The 14,267-nt window shown below is 48.7% G+C and carries 16 protein-coding genes; 3 read left to right on the forward strand and 13 right to left on the reverse strand.

All coding sequences use genetic code 11. The features are described from left to right. Positions 1-10 precede the first annotated feature (10 nt). From prmB to hemN, 3 genes are all read left to right on the forward strand, one after another. Complete coding sequence (gene prmB / locus AC4IE7_RS06640; RefSeq protein WP_490776029.1) at positions 11-916, forward strand: 50S ribosomal protein L3 N(5)-glutamine methyltransferase; 906 nt, start codon at positions 11-13, stop codon at positions 914-916. Positions 917-979: 63 nt separating this feature from the next. Further along, the gene (locus AC4IE7_RS06645; RefSeq protein ID WP_490776030.1) at positions 980-1,297 is read left to right on the forward strand and encodes a hypothetical protein; all 318 of its coding nucleotides are present in this window, start codon (positions 980-982) and stop codon (positions 1,295-1,297) included. 46 nt (positions 1,298-1,343) lie between these two features. After that, positions 1,344-2,729 (forward strand): oxygen-independent coproporphyrinogen III oxidase, encoded by a 1,386-nt coding sequence (gene hemN / locus AC4IE7_RS06650; RefSeq protein WP_490776031.1) that lies wholly within the window; start codon positions 1,344-1,346, stop codon positions 2,727-2,729. A gap of 115 nt (positions 2,730-2,844) precedes the next feature. Here the strand turns inward: hemN and AC4IE7_RS06655 are convergent, their stop codons facing one another. From AC4IE7_RS06655 to AC4IE7_RS06715, 13 genes are all read right to left on the reverse strand, one after another. Further along, positions 2,845-3,135, reverse strand: a complete 291-nt coding sequence (locus AC4IE7_RS06655; protein WP_490776032.1) for a tetratricopeptide repeat protein — start codon at positions 3,133-3,135, stop codon at positions 2,845-2,847. Between the two features lie 58 nt (positions 3,136-3,193). Further along, positions 3,194-4,405 carry a type II secretion system inner membrane protein GspF gene (gene gspF / locus AC4IE7_RS06660; protein WP_490776033.1) on the reverse strand — a complete coding sequence of 404 codons (1,212 nt, stop codon included), beginning with the start codon at positions 4,403-4,405 and terminating at the stop codon, positions 3,194-3,196. Positions 4,406-4,411: 6 nt separating this feature from the next. Next, positions 4,412-5,968, reverse strand: coding sequence for a type II secretion system ATPase GspE (gene gspE / locus AC4IE7_RS06665; protein ID WP_490776034.1), 1,557 nt, complete (start codon positions 5,966-5,968; stop codon positions 4,412-4,414). A gap of 16 nt (positions 5,969-5,984) precedes the next feature. After that, complete coding sequence (gene gspD, locus AC4IE7_RS06670; RefSeq protein ID WP_490776035.1) at positions 5,985-7,955, reverse strand: type II secretion system secretin GspD; 1,971 nt, start codon at positions 7,953-7,955, stop codon at positions 5,985-5,987. Between the two features lie 218 nt (positions 7,956-8,173). Further along, positions 8,174-8,929, reverse strand: a complete 756-nt coding sequence (locus tag AC4IE7_RS06675) for a type II secretion system protein N (protein ID WP_490776036.1) — start codon at positions 8,927-8,929, stop codon at positions 8,174-8,176. Then, entirely contained in the window at positions 8,926-9,420 is a 495-nt protein-coding gene (locus AC4IE7_RS06680; RefSeq protein ID WP_490776037.1) for a type II secretion system protein M, read from the reverse strand. Before AC4IE7_RS06680 ends, AC4IE7_RS06675 begins: the two co-directional genes overlap by 4 nt. Then, positions 9,420-10,646: a type II secretion system protein GspL gene (gene gspL, locus AC4IE7_RS06685; RefSeq protein WP_490776038.1), complete on the reverse strand. Its 1,227-nt coding sequence runs from the start codon at positions 10,644-10,646 to the stop codon at positions 9,420-9,422. Before gspL ends, AC4IE7_RS06680 begins: the two co-directional genes overlap by 1 nt. Further along, complete coding sequence (gene gspK / locus AC4IE7_RS06690; RefSeq protein ID WP_490776039.1) at positions 10,646-11,632, reverse strand: type II secretion system minor pseudopilin GspK; 987 nt, start codon at positions 11,630-11,632, stop codon at positions 10,646-10,648. The genes gspL and gspK overlap by 1 nt, the downstream gene beginning before the upstream one ends. Continuing rightward, entirely contained in the window at positions 11,632-12,324 is a 693-nt protein-coding gene (gene gspJ / locus AC4IE7_RS06695) for a type II secretion system minor pseudopilin GspJ (RefSeq protein ID WP_490776040.1), read from the reverse strand. Before gspJ ends, gspK begins: the two co-directional genes overlap by 1 nt. Next, on the reverse strand, positions 12,324-12,749 hold the full coding sequence (gene gspI / locus AC4IE7_RS06700) for a type II secretion system minor pseudopilin GspI (RefSeq protein ID WP_490776041.1): 426 nt from the start codon (positions 12,747-12,749) through the stop codon (positions 12,324-12,326). The genes gspJ and gspI overlap by 1 nt, the downstream gene beginning before the upstream one ends. Beyond that, entirely contained in the window at positions 12,736-13,212 is a 477-nt protein-coding gene (gspH, locus tag AC4IE7_RS06705) for a type II secretion system minor pseudopilin GspH (protein WP_490776042.1), read from the reverse strand. The genes gspI and gspH overlap by 14 nt, the downstream gene beginning before the upstream one ends. Before the next feature lie 71 nt (positions 13,213-13,283). Next, positions 13,284-13,772 (reverse strand): type II secretion system major pseudopilin GspG, encoded by a 489-nt coding sequence (gene gspG, locus AC4IE7_RS06710; RefSeq protein WP_490776043.1) that lies wholly within the window; start codon positions 13,770-13,772, stop codon positions 13,284-13,286. Between the two features lie 180 nt (positions 13,773-13,952). Then, positions 13,953-14,204, reverse strand: a complete 252-nt coding sequence (locus AC4IE7_RS06715; protein WP_490776044.1) for a hypothetical protein — start codon at positions 14,202-14,204, stop codon at positions 13,953-13,955. Positions 14,205-14,267 lie beyond the last annotated feature (63 nt).

A 14,267-nucleotide genomic window follows, 5' to 3' on the forward strand; every position in this document is an offset into this window, starting at 1 on the left:
AGCCAATTCCGTGCAATCACTACAATCCATAACAGATTTTATTCGTTGGTCAGCCAGCAGGTTCTCTGAAGCCGGTCTTTTTTTCGGCCATGGCACTGATAATGCTTTGGATGAAGCGGCTGCGCTTGTACTGCATGCTCTCCATCTTCCTCCTGATCTATCGAACATCTGGTTTTCCAGTCGCCTGACTGCTGATGAACGGGAGCGGGTATTTGAGCTGGTGAACCGCCGTATTGAACTACGTAAGCCACTACCCTATCTTACTGGGGAAGCCTGGTTCGCCGGACTCACTTTTCGGGTTAATGAACATGTGCTGATACCACGCTCACCAATTGCAGAGCTGATCGAAAATGAGTTCGCACCTTGGGTCGATTCGTCACAGGTTCAGCGTGTATTGGATCTCTGCTGTGGTAGTGGCTGCATTGGCATAGCTACAGCGGCTTACATGCCTGATTGTGTTGTTGATCTGGCAGATATTTCAGCAGATGCTTTGGCTGTCTCTAGTGAAAATGTATCACTTCATAGCCTCGATCAGCAGGTCAATGTCTATGAATCTGATCTGTTTGACGGACTACCAAAGGTTAAATACGACCTGATTCTCTCCAACCCTCCCTATGTGGGCGCGGAAGAGATGGCAGGTCTGCCTCCTGAGTATCTTCATGAGCCCAATATGGCACTCGAAGCGAATGATCAGGGGTTGGAAATTGTCAAAAGAATATTGAATCAGGCCCCTGAGTTTCTGACACCTGACGGCTTGATTGTGGTGGAAGTGGGAAACAGTGCAGAGCTTCTGATGGAGCGTTATCCCGAGGTTCCCTTTGTCTGGCTCGACTTCGCCAGAGGAGGAGAGGGGGTATTTCTGATCACTGCAGCTGAACTGTCTGAATATACAGGCTACTTTAAGGCCGACAACTAAAAAAGGATATACTGAGGCTGTCGGGTTTGGTTCTACAGATTATCTTGAGAGATTGAACAAGCGATGAGTTTGCAACGTGCACGCAGTGCTGAAGAGTATGTCGAATGGGTAAAACAGGCGGAGTTTGAAGTCGCCGACCTCAGGGACTGTTATGATTACCAAATGGAGGAGTTGGGCCGCTACCCCGCATTCCTGGAACCATTGGAGTCTGGTATCAAAGAGCTGCATCAGTCGATGGTGGATGGCGAGTATCATTTCGGTCGTGAAGATCTCCCCTTCATTGGTCTGGTAGACCGTCATGGTGATGACATTCCATTTTCAATTTTACTGCGTCAGATAAACGAAACCCACAGAAAGGGTATCGATGTTGATACTGAGTGACGTTGTTTATCAATAACAGCGACCTTGGATTTAAGAGAGACAGGCTATGGACCATTCGACACAATTCGACCTTGAACTGATAGGTAAGTACAACCAGACGGGGCCGAGATATACCTCATATCCGACTGCGGTTCAGTTTCATGACAAATACGATGAGGCTGAATATCGGCGTATTGCTATTGAGAGTAATGCCAGCGGTAGCCCATTGTCTCTCTATTTCCATATCCCTTTTTGCGATACGGTCTGTTTTTACTGCGCCTGTAACAAGGTGGCTACAAAGGATCGTGGTATGGCGGCGGGCTATCTTGCCCGGGTTCATGAAGAGCTTCGGATGCAGTCGGAACTCTTCGATTCCTCCAGGGTTGTAACCCAGCTTCACTGGGGAGGCGGAACGCCAACGTTCATCAGTCATGATGAAATGCGCCAGTTGATGGATAAGACCCGGGAATCATTTACCCTGCTGGATGATGATAGCGGTGAATACTCAATTGAGATCGATCCCAGAGAGGCGAAAGGCGATACCATTAAATTGCTTCGTGAACTGGGTTTCAACCGGATGAGTTTGGGTGTCCAGGATTTTGATCCTAATGTGCAGAAAGCGGTCAACCGCCTGCAAAGCAAAGAGGTGACACTGAGGGTACTTCAGGCTGCAAGGGACGAGGGTTTTCGTTCAACAAGTATCGATCTTATCTATGGACTGCCACATCAGACCCTGGAGAGCTTCTCATCAACCCTGGATCAGATACTTGAAGTGGATCCCGACCGTCTCTCTGTATTCAACTATGCTCATCTGCCTGAGCGCTTCAAGCCCCAGCGGCGGATCAATGAGGATGAGCTACCTCCGCCTCAAGAGAAGCTGGATATTCTGCAGATGACCATTGAGAAGCTCTCTGATGTTGGTTATGTCTATGTGGGAATGGATCATTTTGCCAAGCCTGACGATGAGCTGGTGAAGGCTCAGGTGGATGGCACCCTTTATCGAAACTTTCAAGGTTACTCCACACATGCTGATTGCGATTTGATCGGCCTGGGAGCAACTTCGATTGGCATGGTGGGGCCAAGTTATGCTCAAAATATGCGCAGTCTGGATGAATATTATCAACGCATAGATGCAGGACGCCTTGCTGTGTTTCGAGGTGTGACCCTCACACAGGACGATCTATTGCGACGTGATGTGATTACCCGTCTGATATGCCACTACACGCTCTCTATTGCTGATGTGGAGAAGCAGTGGAATGTGGATTTTAAAAGTTACTTTGCGAATGAATTGATTGGCTTGAAAGAGATGGAAGCAGATGGATTGCTTCTGCTGAAAGAGGATGCCATAGATGTGTTACCAAGAGGTCGTCTGTTGATACGCAACATCTGTATGCAGTTCGATATCTACCTGGCCAGCAAGGCATCGCAAGGTAGTTTTTCGAAAGTGATCTGATTTCTCGGTTGTATCGGCAGACTACAACAACATGACTCGGGGCTGAAAGCAGTAAGCTCTAACTACTAATCAGACCCTAAGTAAGTTCTGGTAAGTATCAGTGGTGATGTTGTCGCTAATTGGCCGGGGTTATAGCTTGCAGTGCCTTTCTATTGCCCTGTGCTGCCGATAGCTGTACCCAGTGCATAGCTTGTCGTTCGTTCTTCTCCACACCCAAACCATGATAGAAAAGATATCCCAAGGCATATTGGGCCTTGGCATTGCCGGCTGCGGCAATCGGGAAGAGTAACCGAAAAACCTTCTTATACTCTTTGATATTGTATGCCTTGTGGGCTTCAGTAAGGGTGAGTGCTATCTCATCCACCTCAGGGTCAGGTGTAGATGCACAGCCTGTCAGAATGGACAAACTGAGTAGTGCGCATAATATGAGCGAATGTCGGAGAGTGAAGCGAAGTTGCATAGGATCAGGATACCAATTGGTTGAGATCGAAAATAGGCAGTAGTATCGCCAGTACAATAACCAGCACGATGCCACCCATGACCAGAATGAGTATAGGTTCGAAGAGACCTTGTATTGTTGAGACCAAGGTCTCTATCTCGCGCTCCTGGATATCTGCTGAACGCTCGAGCATGCCCTCTAGATTACCACTGGATTCACCACTGGCAAGCAGACTGAGGGTCATCGGCGGGAAATAACCGGTTTTATCCAACGCTTGATAGAGACTGGCCCCTTCGCGAACCCGCAAAGTCGCCTCTTCAACTGCGTTACGCATGGGAAGATTGGTCAGTACCTGGGAGGCGATCCGCATCGATTCCAGAATAGGAACACTGCTGGCAGCCATGATGCTCAGGGTTCTGGAGAAACGTGCTGCATTTGCGGTGCGAACCAATCGACCTACCAAAGGGATACGTAGCATAACGCCATGCCACCAGAGTTTTGGTCCCGGTTTCTTGAGTAGATAGCTGAACAGCAAACCTAAAATCGCCAGCACTAAAATAATAGGAACGCCATAGGATCGGAAGGTGTCGCTGGTAGCCATCAAGGCTTTGGTTATCCAGGGTAGTTCTGCCGACATCGATTCAAACACCCTCGTGACCTGGGGCACGATATAGGTCAACAACCCACCGACGATGAGTAGAGAGACAATGGTTAAGAGGGCGGGATAGAAGAGGGCAAAGATAGTTTTCTGGCGCATCTGCTGACGCTGTTCTGTATAGTCGGCAAGGCGTTCCAGCACCAGTTCTAAATGACCTGACTCTTCTCCCGAGGAGACAGTTTGTATATAGACATCTGGGAAGGTCTTCGGGAACTCTTTCAATCCATCAGCCAGCGTCCTGCCTTCCAGCACTTTAGCCCGGACAGAAAGGAGTGTACGTTCTACATGCCGTTTTTCAGTTTGTTGGGCTGTGGTTTTCAGCACATGTTCCAGGGGCAGTCCGGAGCGTAGCAGGGTAGCCATTTGGCGTGTAATCAGTGCGAGTTCCATCGCATTGATATGGCGCTGGAAGAGCTTGCCTTTGTTTGTTGTAGCTGTGCCACTTGCCGAATCGATAGAGAGTGGCGTCAGACCTGATTCGCGCAACTGCTGGCGAACCTGTCTCGGGCTGTCACCCTCAAGTACGCCGCGCTGCTCTTTTCCGCTTGGATCGAGTGCTACGTATTCAAAAGCGTCCAAGGCCTATTATCCTTCTTGGGTCACGCGTATGATTTCATCAATGGTGGTGTCACCATTAAATACACGCATCATGCCGTCCTGGCGAATACTGTCGGTGAATTTCCTGGCATGTTGCAACATTTCGATTTCACCACTGCCCTTATGAATCATATTGCGCAAGGTTTCATCGATTGTAATCAACTCGTAGATACCGGTTCTGCCCGCATAGCCGTGATTGTGGCACTTCTCACAACCATTCGCTGAGTAGAGTGTTACTTCTTCAGAGGTGGGTTTTTCCAATAGTTCCAGCTCTTCAGGGGCCGCAGTATATGGGGTCTTGCAGTGGGGACATAGTGTTCGCACCAGTCGTTGTGCCAAGACACCAATCAGACTCGAAGAGAGCAGGAATGGCTCGACACCCATATCCCTGAGTCTGGAGATACTGCCAATAGCCGTATTGGTATGCAGGCTCGACATGACCATATGGCCTGTCAAACTGGCCTGTACAGCGATCTGAGCAGTTTCCAGATCACGGATCTCACCTACCATCACCACGTCGGGGTCCTGTCGCAGGATGGCCCGTAATCCTCTGGCAAACGTTAAATCGACCTTATTGTTGACCTGAGTCTGACCAATGCCATCGAGATAATATTCGATCGGGTCTTCCACTGTGACGATATTTCGACTCTGGGTATTGAGACGGCTCAAAGCAGCGTAGAGTGTAGTAGTTTTACCTGAGCCAGTAGGTCCGGTGACCAGAAAAATGCCGTGGGGTCGCCGGATCACGCCAGGATCCACCTGCTCTAGTAGTTTTTTCGACATCCCCAAATGTTCAAGATCGAGTCGTCCAGCCTGTTTATCGAGGAGACGTAATACGACTCTCTCGCCATAGCTTGAAGGGAGAGTGGAGACACGCACATCGACAGGGCGGTTCCCAACCTTCAAAGAGATACGACCATCCTGGGGAATACGCTTTTCAGCGATATCCAGTTGCGCCATAACCTTGATGCGTGAGACCAGGAAAGAGGAGACATTTCGGGGTGGGGTAAGCACTTCCCGCAATACCCCGTCTACACGAAAGCGCACAACCAGTCGGTTTTCATAGGGCTCGATATGGATATCTGATGCCTGCTCTTTAATGGCCTCGGTGAATAGCGCGTTGATCAGCCTGATAATCGGTGCATCATCATCACTGCCCAGCAGGTCTTCCGGTTGATTCAGGGCCTGGGCTGCATGGTCGAGATCCATGTCATCACCCATTGTCTCCATGATCTGGCTTGACTGGTTGGAGCCGGATTCATAGATCAGGGAGAGTTGCTTTTCAAGACTCTCCTCGTCGATCTGTTTGTATACCAGTGTCTGCCCATAGAGACGTCTGATTTCGTTGAGCACCATAATCGGAACCCCTGGCTTGAAGAGGAGTTCATAAGTATCAGTTTGCTCATCCTTGACTACAGCGACCCCATGCCGACGGGCATAGGCGTAGGGCAGTTGATCCGGTCCGTGGGTGGTTGTCTCTTCCGCGAGTAGTTCGGAGAGCGGATCTTGGGCTTCCTGCAGTGGATTCGTGGTGTTGTCTGACATGAGTTCGCCGTCCCTTCTAGAGTTCCGGCTCTTCAACGTCATCATCATCGAATGGCGGAGCAAATGTACCAAATCGAGGTGGCATGACAGGGGTCTCCTCATCATCCATCAGGTTGACCCCTTTTTGTTTCATTTCTAACTGTTGGGCGCGGAAATAGTTGTACTTATCGCTGGCAATCTGAGTGCTGACCGCCGCATCCCTGAGTACTACCGGGCGCAGAAAAACCATCAGGTTACGTTTGACTTTTGTGGTTTTATTGGCGCGGAACAGGGCACCTAAAATGGGAATGTCACCCAACAGGGGAACCTTCTCTTCGGTTTGCTGAAGGTCTTCCTGGATTAACCCGCCAAGGACGATTGTTGCGCCATCCTCTACCATCACCACGGTCTTAATGGTTCGCTTGTTGGTCACAATATCACTGGTGCCCGTGCTGGCAGAAGCATTTATGCTGGAGATTTCCTGCTCGATCTCAAGTTGTATGGAGTTACCCTCATTGATCTGTGGCTTGACCTTCAAGGTGAGTCCAACATCTTCACGCTGTACCGTCTGAAAAGGGTTAACAGAGTTGCTTGTTCCGCCGGTAGAGCTGTATGAACCTGTAATGAAAGGGACATTCTGACCAATGACGATCTCGGCTTCCTGATTATCCAGTGTGGTCAGACTCGGTGTTGAGAGTATGTTGCTTGTGGTATCACTCTCCAATGCCTGAATAAGGGCTGCAAAGTTGACCCGGTCACTATCAAAACGACCCAGTCCAATAGAGGTGCCAGGCCCAAGCGCCACCCCGGCACCAGCGGCATATGAGTTGTAGACATCGGTGATCGTGGGAGCGCCCAGGTTGATCACACCCACTGGGCCTGTACCATCCGGAGTGCCATCGACTACCCACTGTACACCAAGGCTTTTTGCCTTGTCGTAAGAGACCTCAGCAATAACCGCCTCCACCAGTACCTGAGCACGGCGAATATCTAATTTGCGAATAATGGCCTGGAGGGACTGAAAAACACCCGGTGGTGCAGTGATAATCAATGCATTCGATGCCTCATCTGCCTGGATGTTAATAGGTAGAGAGGGTTTGCCTTTGGCAGCTTTACCAGCACCTTTGGCTGTATCATCGATGTTTTCACTGACCCCGGTAAGTACGCTTACCAGGTCAACCGCGTTGGCATATTTCAGGTAGACGACCTGGGAATTACCTTCATTATCAAATGGGGTGTCCAGGTGTTCGATGATTACCCTGGAGCGCAGTCGCTCCGTGGGATCGCCACTAATCAGAACACTATTGGTTCGCTCATCAGCTACCAGTTGTGTCGCTGACTTGCTCGCACCTTTGGCCGCTCTCGGTTTGAGGCTTTCCAGAATTCGAACGACCTCTGCTGCTGAGGCATGTTGTAGGCTAACGACTTCAATGGAGCTATTACTGACCTGATCTATCTGCTCAATAATACTCATCAGTCGATCAACGTTACGGCGTCGATCAGAAATAATCAGCACATTGGTATCAGGGTAGGCAGCGAGGTGCCCTTCTTGAGGTATCAGAGGGCGAAGAATCGGCACCAATTGAGCAGAGGTTACATTCTTAACCTGGATAATACGGGTAACAATCTGATCACCTGGGAATGCTCCGTTGGCACTAAGGGTTGGAATTCCGCCCTGTTTGGCTTTGACATCCGGGACTATCTTGATGACATCGCCACTTGGGATGGTAGAGAAACCATGTACTTCCAGTATGGAGAGAAATACTTCGTAGAACTCTTTGCTATCCATGGGGTGGGCGGAAACCACCGTTACCTTACCCTTTACTCTTGGATCAATAACAAAGTTCTTACCTGTATGTTCTGAAACCGTTTTTATCAGGGCTTCAATGTCGGCGTTATTCAGGTTGAGGGTGATTTGTTCTGCATGACTGGAGGAAGTGATTGTCATGTTCAGCAGGAATGTGGTGCAGAGCAATAGCAACACTCGAGCAATTATACCTAGGCTCATTTGAGGTCTATCCATGTAAATTTTTGCCGATGTACTCATGATTGAAGCGGTCCCGTAGCAGACTGTGCACTATGCCAGTTCCGATTGAGGTCACTGGTTTGTGACAGGTTAGGGGGATATTGGTGAAATTCTTTATCCATCATGGGTTTATGTCGAATATGTAATGCATTCCATAATAGCAGATGATAGCGCATTGGCATACCAGGTAAAACAGTATGCTAAAGACGGGTGCTATAAGTTATCCTATAGCTACCATCTGACTGTTGTTTACTGATTGCCTTGAGGGCGCTTCCCAGGCGGGGATCAGAATCCGTTCCTGGTTTGATCTGTCCTTTTACCTGGAAGTTTCCATCCGTTGTGAGACTAAGTTCCCCATCTACAGATGTTGCTCCTCCCAAGTCTTTGATTTTTGCCTTGACTTCACCTTTTTGGCCGGTTGATAGATCTGCCTTCAGATCACCAACCTTGAGTGCAAAAGGGCCTTTTAAAGAAGAGTCGAGCCACTGTATCTCTCCCTCTACAGCTGTGATTTGATTCTTTGTCAGGGTTAATTGTTGAACATCAAGAGAGACATTGCCTCCTACGCCAATCTGGGACAAATCGATCATTGGTGGAATCATAGATGCGGGAATTTCACCACTGATATCCTCAATCTGAATCTGATCCCCTGATCCTATCGCGATATTGCCCTCTAGCTCCTGGCCTGCATGATTGACAATGATCTCGAAGCCGATATGACCGAAAATCAACTCAGTGGGGGTGAAACGCCATTTGAGTTTATCCACTGGTATCCCATGAACAGTGACTGCTTCCATCTTGCCACGCCAGAGGCTGCCTTTGATCGTTCCATAGGTGAAAGGTGGTTGCTTGGTGCCCGCTGTCGCCCAACCTAAAACATGCTGAGCTGGCAGTTCAATCAGCACAAACAGGAGATAAGCCACTACACCAATCAACAGGTAACTTCTCCATCTCATTTTCCATCACCTCCCCGCTGTAGAACAAGTCGCGCATTCACTAGACCGGGGCCATCCTGTCGATCGATGTTGAGTGATTCGATATCCAGGGCATATTCCTGAGTCATTTGGCCCAGCCAACGAACTAATATATCGAAAGAGGCTTGTTCAACCCAAAGCTGTACTGAGTTATCTCCTTGAGGTTTGATGCGTTTTATCAGTTGTCGTAATTCAGCCTTTTTTGCTGTTCTGTCAACCAAAGTAAGCAGGGCCTCATTCGTGCGAGAGCCTCTGTTACCCTGACTGGAACGCAGACTCTTGACGAGATCGAGGTTCCCCTTCATCCACTGCAGGGTGGATTGCTGGCTAGCTACCTGAAGTGCTTTCTGTTCGAGGTTCTGCTCGAAAGGTCGCCATATGATCAGATAGAGCAACAGAATCAACACTGCTGACCCGCCAATGATCATGGCAAGGTGTTCCTGGGGAGTTTTACTGTTCCACCACTGCTTCATCACGATCCTCCAGTGATTCTGAGGTGGGAGGTGACATTGTTGTCCGCGGCATTGGCAGAGCGGATCTCAACATTGAGCCGTTTGCTCTCGATCGTTTTTTTCAAGTTCTCCAGAGCCTGTAGCTCCTTGATGGTCAATTGTAAATTGAGTTGACCATCTCGAAAGCTGATATTTTCGAGTGTTGTATTGGGGCTGTTTTTGATGACACTCGCTGCCGGTACAAAGAGACTGGCAAACTGCGCGAAACTCCCCGACTGTCCCTGCTGCATTCTTTTTAGCTGTTGTTCCATCTGTACCCGAGGGTCAACGATACGTTTTACATTCGGAAAGGCTTGTTGGAAAGTTTGCCTGATTTGAGCATGTAACTCTGTGCTCTGTTGCTTGTAATGAAAATATTCCTGCAGGGTCGTGCCGATCGAAAGGGCGACTAAAATCATTCCAAGTGCTGCAGCCGGAAGCCAACGCTTCCATTGGAGCGTCATTTTATCGACCCGCTGATACTCTCCCTGCAGTAGATTGATCTGCTCTTTTTCTTTTAAGTTGTTGCCGAGTAGATTGGTCAAATGGGTAAGATCGTCTACCTCTCTGACGATGATTTCACACTCTGGCGCAATACTACCCAGGTCTAAACTGAGGAGGCTCTCTTTGAGCTTGTAGTGGGTCAATTTCCCGGGTGCTGACTCACCAGCCTGCTGTAATGCCAGCTTGAGAAGTTCGCCACCATTAATAGCGTCTGCGCTATATCCCAGATTGGACTGGGTGCGAATCTGCAGGCTCTGATCGCTTTGATAGAGGCTCCAGGCATCACTATCCAGAGGCAGGCCAAGCAGGTCGGGATAGAAGCCGAGGGGTTCGATACCTGCGGAATCGAGCTTTTCAAGCCAATCATCCAGTTTTTGTCTTGAGATGACGGCTACAGGTGTAATGCCATCACTGTCCATGGTGCCAGCAGCGAAGTGGAGCTGATCGATGTCCTCGGTGAGCTCATTCTCCAGTGAGAAGGGGATTGCCTGTAATAGACGCTGGCGGTTACGTGTGGGTATGTTGACCGAAGTGATCAGTATATCGACAGCAGGGATCAAGACCAGGGTACGTCGGCCCTTAGCCAATTGAGATGCTTGCGCAAGGCTGCCTTCGCCTGCTTCATTGACTCCGGCACCTTTGATCGACCAGGTGACCTGCTTACAAGATGAATCATGACACTGCAGAATGAATTGTTCAGCCATCAATAGACCCCAATAGTGCGGGATAAGACCACAACATCCTTACTGCCTTTATACAGGCGACTGACCAATTTTTGGCTGTTATTTTCCATTCGTACAACCGTCTCCAACTGAAAAAAGTGACTGTCTACAGAGATCAATGGCTCTATATCTTCAGATTTTACTTTATTTTCATCCAAAAGTTCTCTAACTCTTGCAATAAAGGATGCCGGCTCTTTGAACGGGTTCTCTTCTCGCTCACTTATAAGTTGTTCTGCATCGGCTTCAGAGAGGTCACTGATCAGACTTTGTAACACAATCTGATCGGCTGTGTTGACATTAATCGCGCTCTTCACAGGCAGAGCAATAACATGGGGCGCCAGCTTTTCATAGCTCTCCTGATCCATCTCCTTTATGAGTCTGAGTTCGGTTATGCTGGCTATGAATCCGTTAGCGGTCCGATAGGGTGGGTCCTGACTTAAATATTCAATATCTTCTGCACCATCAGGGTAGGAGGTTTTATTATCACCATCCAACCAGTCCTTTGTTGCCTGAGCAATTGACTCAGGTAATTCAAGCGCCAACAGCATGCGTTTGAATATGGCCAACTGTACACTAACCTGGTTCTTCGTTTCCTCTTCAGCCTCTGCTTCCAAGTAGAGGTTATTCAGGTTGAAGCGGCCCTGAAGGTCGGTTGTGAGAGCTTGAACCTCACCACCCTCTACTGGGGTTGGCGGTAGTTCCTGGGCCCAGTTCTCCTCCAGGCCATCGTACTTCTTTCCCTCATCATCATTCAGATCCCGTATCAACATGCCCCGGGACCAGGCTTCGCTGCCTAATGTGTAGTAGTAGGCCTGGTCGGCAGCTTGAATATTGCCAGTTCTACGGATGTTGAGTTGGAGACTATGAGTCATCGCCACAGCAGCAATTGATGCCATGGCAACAATCACAATGGCGGTGATTAGTGCGATTCCCCTCTGTTGGGTTTTCAGCCTGTGATGCGCCACCATTATTGCTTCTTTCCTTGATCAGGATTTTCGTCAGGTATGGGACGAGCCAGAGCAAACAGACGTCTTATTTTACCCCAATCCTTGAGTTCCATGTTCATTTCAATAGCAGTGGGTAAGCCAGGTTTATCTCCTGAATCGAGGTCAAAACTGTCAGGGGGCCATTGATTCTGCTTTTTCATCTCATGGTCGTAATAGACCAGCTCAAGCTCCTCTATGTTGTCGATCAATTCGTATCGGTGAGGTTCACTATCCTGGGCCCTGTCGAGTATTTTCCAGGTTAGTCGATAGAGGGTCTCTTCCTCGATTAGATAACCTACCCGTTGCATGTTGCTGCGTGGCAGTTTCATGGGATTTGCATAGCCACCACGGGTCAATTCGAGAAGAGTACCGGCAAATCCGCCAGTTATGAGTGCAGCCAGTTCGTCACCATGTTGATCACGAATGGGCCTGTCGATCGCTTGTTCGATATCCCGCTGAATCAGACTGAATGCAAGTTGCAGTTGAGACATGCGTTGACTGTACTGGCTGGTCTGATGTTCTGTTTCGAGCACCACATTAAGACCAGAATAGGCGAAGGTGGCCAGGATGGCGAAGATGGTAATTGCAATCAACAGTTCGAGCAGAGTGAATCCCCGCTCAAATCGGTTGTGAGGTTGCGGATGGTTGGCGCAAATATTTAAAGAAGTTGTCATCAGATCGGTTGTGAGAGAAAGCTGACAAGACGGGTTACGCTGTTTTCATCGTCTTTGTTACGAAACACGCGTATCTCAATTTGTCTGACCCGGTCATCCGGGGTTTTAGTGATCTCCCGCTGCCAATACCATTTCTTCAGCCCCATCTCCTCATCCCCTTTCTTGGTTCCGGTAGCAGGCCACTGGTTAGCTATCTGTAGCTCTGTGATCTGGTTCATTGCGACCCAATGGGCGAGGGTCTTGTCTCGTAAATAGGCAACATTCAACGATTGATTTGATGCAACAGCAATAATAGAGGAGAGGGCAATGGCGAGAATGGCCAGTGCGATTAGAATCTCCAGCAGGGTAAAGCCTTTGTGGCGGTATCCTGCCGATGGCCTGATACCTGGGCGATGCTTTAATCGTGTCTTATTAGGGTGAGACATGTTCCAGAGAGAGCTCTCCAAGCTCATTGCCTGTTAAACGATAGTAACTTTCAACAAGCTCAGAGCTGATTTTTATATCGAAGGAGGTCATCTCTCCGCTATTAAGCAGGATGATCTCCGGTGTCCTTTTCTCTTCGTCATCACCTTCGGGGAGTGCGGTGGCAATGCTGATTTCCAGCTCTTCAGGCAGCTGACGCTCACGAAACAGCGTATCAGAAACCGTCTCCCACTCTCCCTCATTGAGGCTGAGAAAGCCATAGCTCTCCTCAGTAATGTCCACACCGATCATAACCGATCTGAGTAAGGCCTCTTCACTGGCCAGCTCAATCAGACTGGTAAGACGCTGGGCTTCATCTTTAAGCATGTCTGCCGGCCCGTTTCGACCAAATGAGATGGCGACATAGTTGATCAAAATCCCGATTATGACCACCACGACCATTACCTCGATCAGGGTAAAGCCCATTCCCAATCCCTTGGGAGTGTGCGCTATCCAAGCCCTCGAACGAGGGCTGTTTGATGATGAGCAGGGAGGGTTCACTCCAGATTCCAGTTACCAATGTCATCGTCAGTGGATTGCAGATCCAGGCCGGCTGAGTAGACGTCGATAACACCATGAGTACCGGGGCTCAGGAACAGATATGGGTTGCCCCAAGGATCCATAGGCAGTCTGTCGAGATATCCACCTTCTTTCCAGTTTCTGGGTTCCGGGGAATCGGTCGGCTTGGTGACCAGGGCTTCAAGTCCCTGATCAGTTGTTGGGTAGATCATGTTATCCAGACGGTAGAGATTCAGTGAAGCTTCCAGTGCGCGGATATCACTTTTAGCTTTTGTTTTTCGTGCCTGTTCTGGTCTATCCATAATTTTAGGTACAACAATTGCGGCGAGGATGCTCAAAATGACCACCACAACCATCACTTCTATGAGTGTGAAACCATTGAATTTTCTAGAATATTTTCCTTTTATTGAAGAATTGCCCAAGGCTGTTGCCTGGCGGGGTATTGGGGAGACTGCATTGATGGTCATATGGTTGAACCCTGTCAATTTTCCGTGTTGATCGATAGTAAAGGTGGGCTATTATCAGGGGAATATGGGTCAGAATCCAGATTCCTGTTAAAAATCACCCTGATAGAGTGAATCGCTTCACTAACTTTGTATACTATAGCGGCTGTGGCCATAGGCTGGCATGGGGTTGGCGAAGAGATATCAATCATATCCGATCGTCAAATCTGCCGCATCAGGTAGTGTAAGCGATACCTTCCAGAGCATCCGTTGATGTAGAAACATCTGCAGTTTTTCGATTGTGCTGTCGATTATTAAAATAAAAAAAGACAACAGGGAACTGATACAAATGAGAACCACGCGCAGGGTGAGTAGAGAGGAGATTATCACTAAAGGTATATTTGCAGGGATCAATGGATGTACCATTCCCAGGCAATAGACCTTATTGTTTCTCATTACTCTAAATCTTCAAACTGCATGAGAACTACACCATTTACCCGGTACCGATAGAGTCTGTAT

It is taken from the genome of Candidatus Thiodiazotropha sp. AKAK3 (assembly GCF_058244645.1).

Bases quoted from the DNA above. Each gene is read 5' to 3' on its own strand.
- AC4IE7_RS06645 (WP_490776030.1), top strand. From the start codon at position 980: ATGAGTTTGCAACGTGCACGCAGTGCTGAAGAGTATGTCGAATGGGTA.
- hemN (WP_490776031.1), top strand. From the start codon at position 1,344: ATGGACCATTCGACACAATTCGACCTTGAACTGATAGGTAAGTACAAC.
- gspE (WP_490776034.1), bottom strand. From the start codon at position 5,968: ATGTCAGACAACACCACGAATCCACTGCAGGAAGCCCAAGATCCGCTC.
- gspD (WP_490776035.1), bottom strand. From the start codon at position 7,955: ATGAGCCTAGGTATAATTGCTCGAGTGTTGCTATTGCTCTGCACCACA.
- AC4IE7_RS06675 (WP_490776036.1), bottom strand. From the start codon at position 8,929: ATGAGATGGAGAAGTTACCTGTTGATTGGTGTAGTGGCTTATCTCCTG.
- AC4IE7_RS06680 (WP_490776037.1), bottom strand. From the start codon at position 9,420: ATGAAGCAGTGGTGGAACAGTAAAACTCCCCAGGAACACCTTGCCATG.
- gspL (WP_490776038.1), bottom strand. From the start codon at position 10,646: ATGGCTGAACAATTCATTCTGCAGTGTCATGATTCATCTTGTAAGCAG.
- gspK (WP_490776039.1), bottom strand. From the start codon at position 11,632: ATGGTGGCGCATCACAGGCTGAAAACCCAACAGAGGGGAATCGCACTA.
- gspJ (WP_490776040.1), bottom strand. From the start codon at position 12,324: ATGACAACTTCTTTAAATATTTGCGCCAACCATCCGCAACCTCACAAC.
- gspI (WP_490776041.1), bottom strand. From the start codon at position 12,749: ATGTCTCACCCTAATAAGACACGATTAAAGCATCGCCCAGGTATCAGG.
- gspH (WP_490776042.1), bottom strand. From the start codon at position 13,212: ATGGGCTTTACCCTGATCGAGGTAATGGTCGTGGTGGTCATAATCGGG.
- gspG (WP_490776043.1), bottom strand. From the start codon at position 13,772: ATGACCATCAATGCAGTCTCCCCAATACCCCGCCAGGCAACAGCCTTG.
- AC4IE7_RS06715 (WP_490776044.1), bottom strand. From the start codon at position 14,204: ATGAGAAACAATAAGGTCTATTGCCTGGGAATGGTACATCCATTGATC.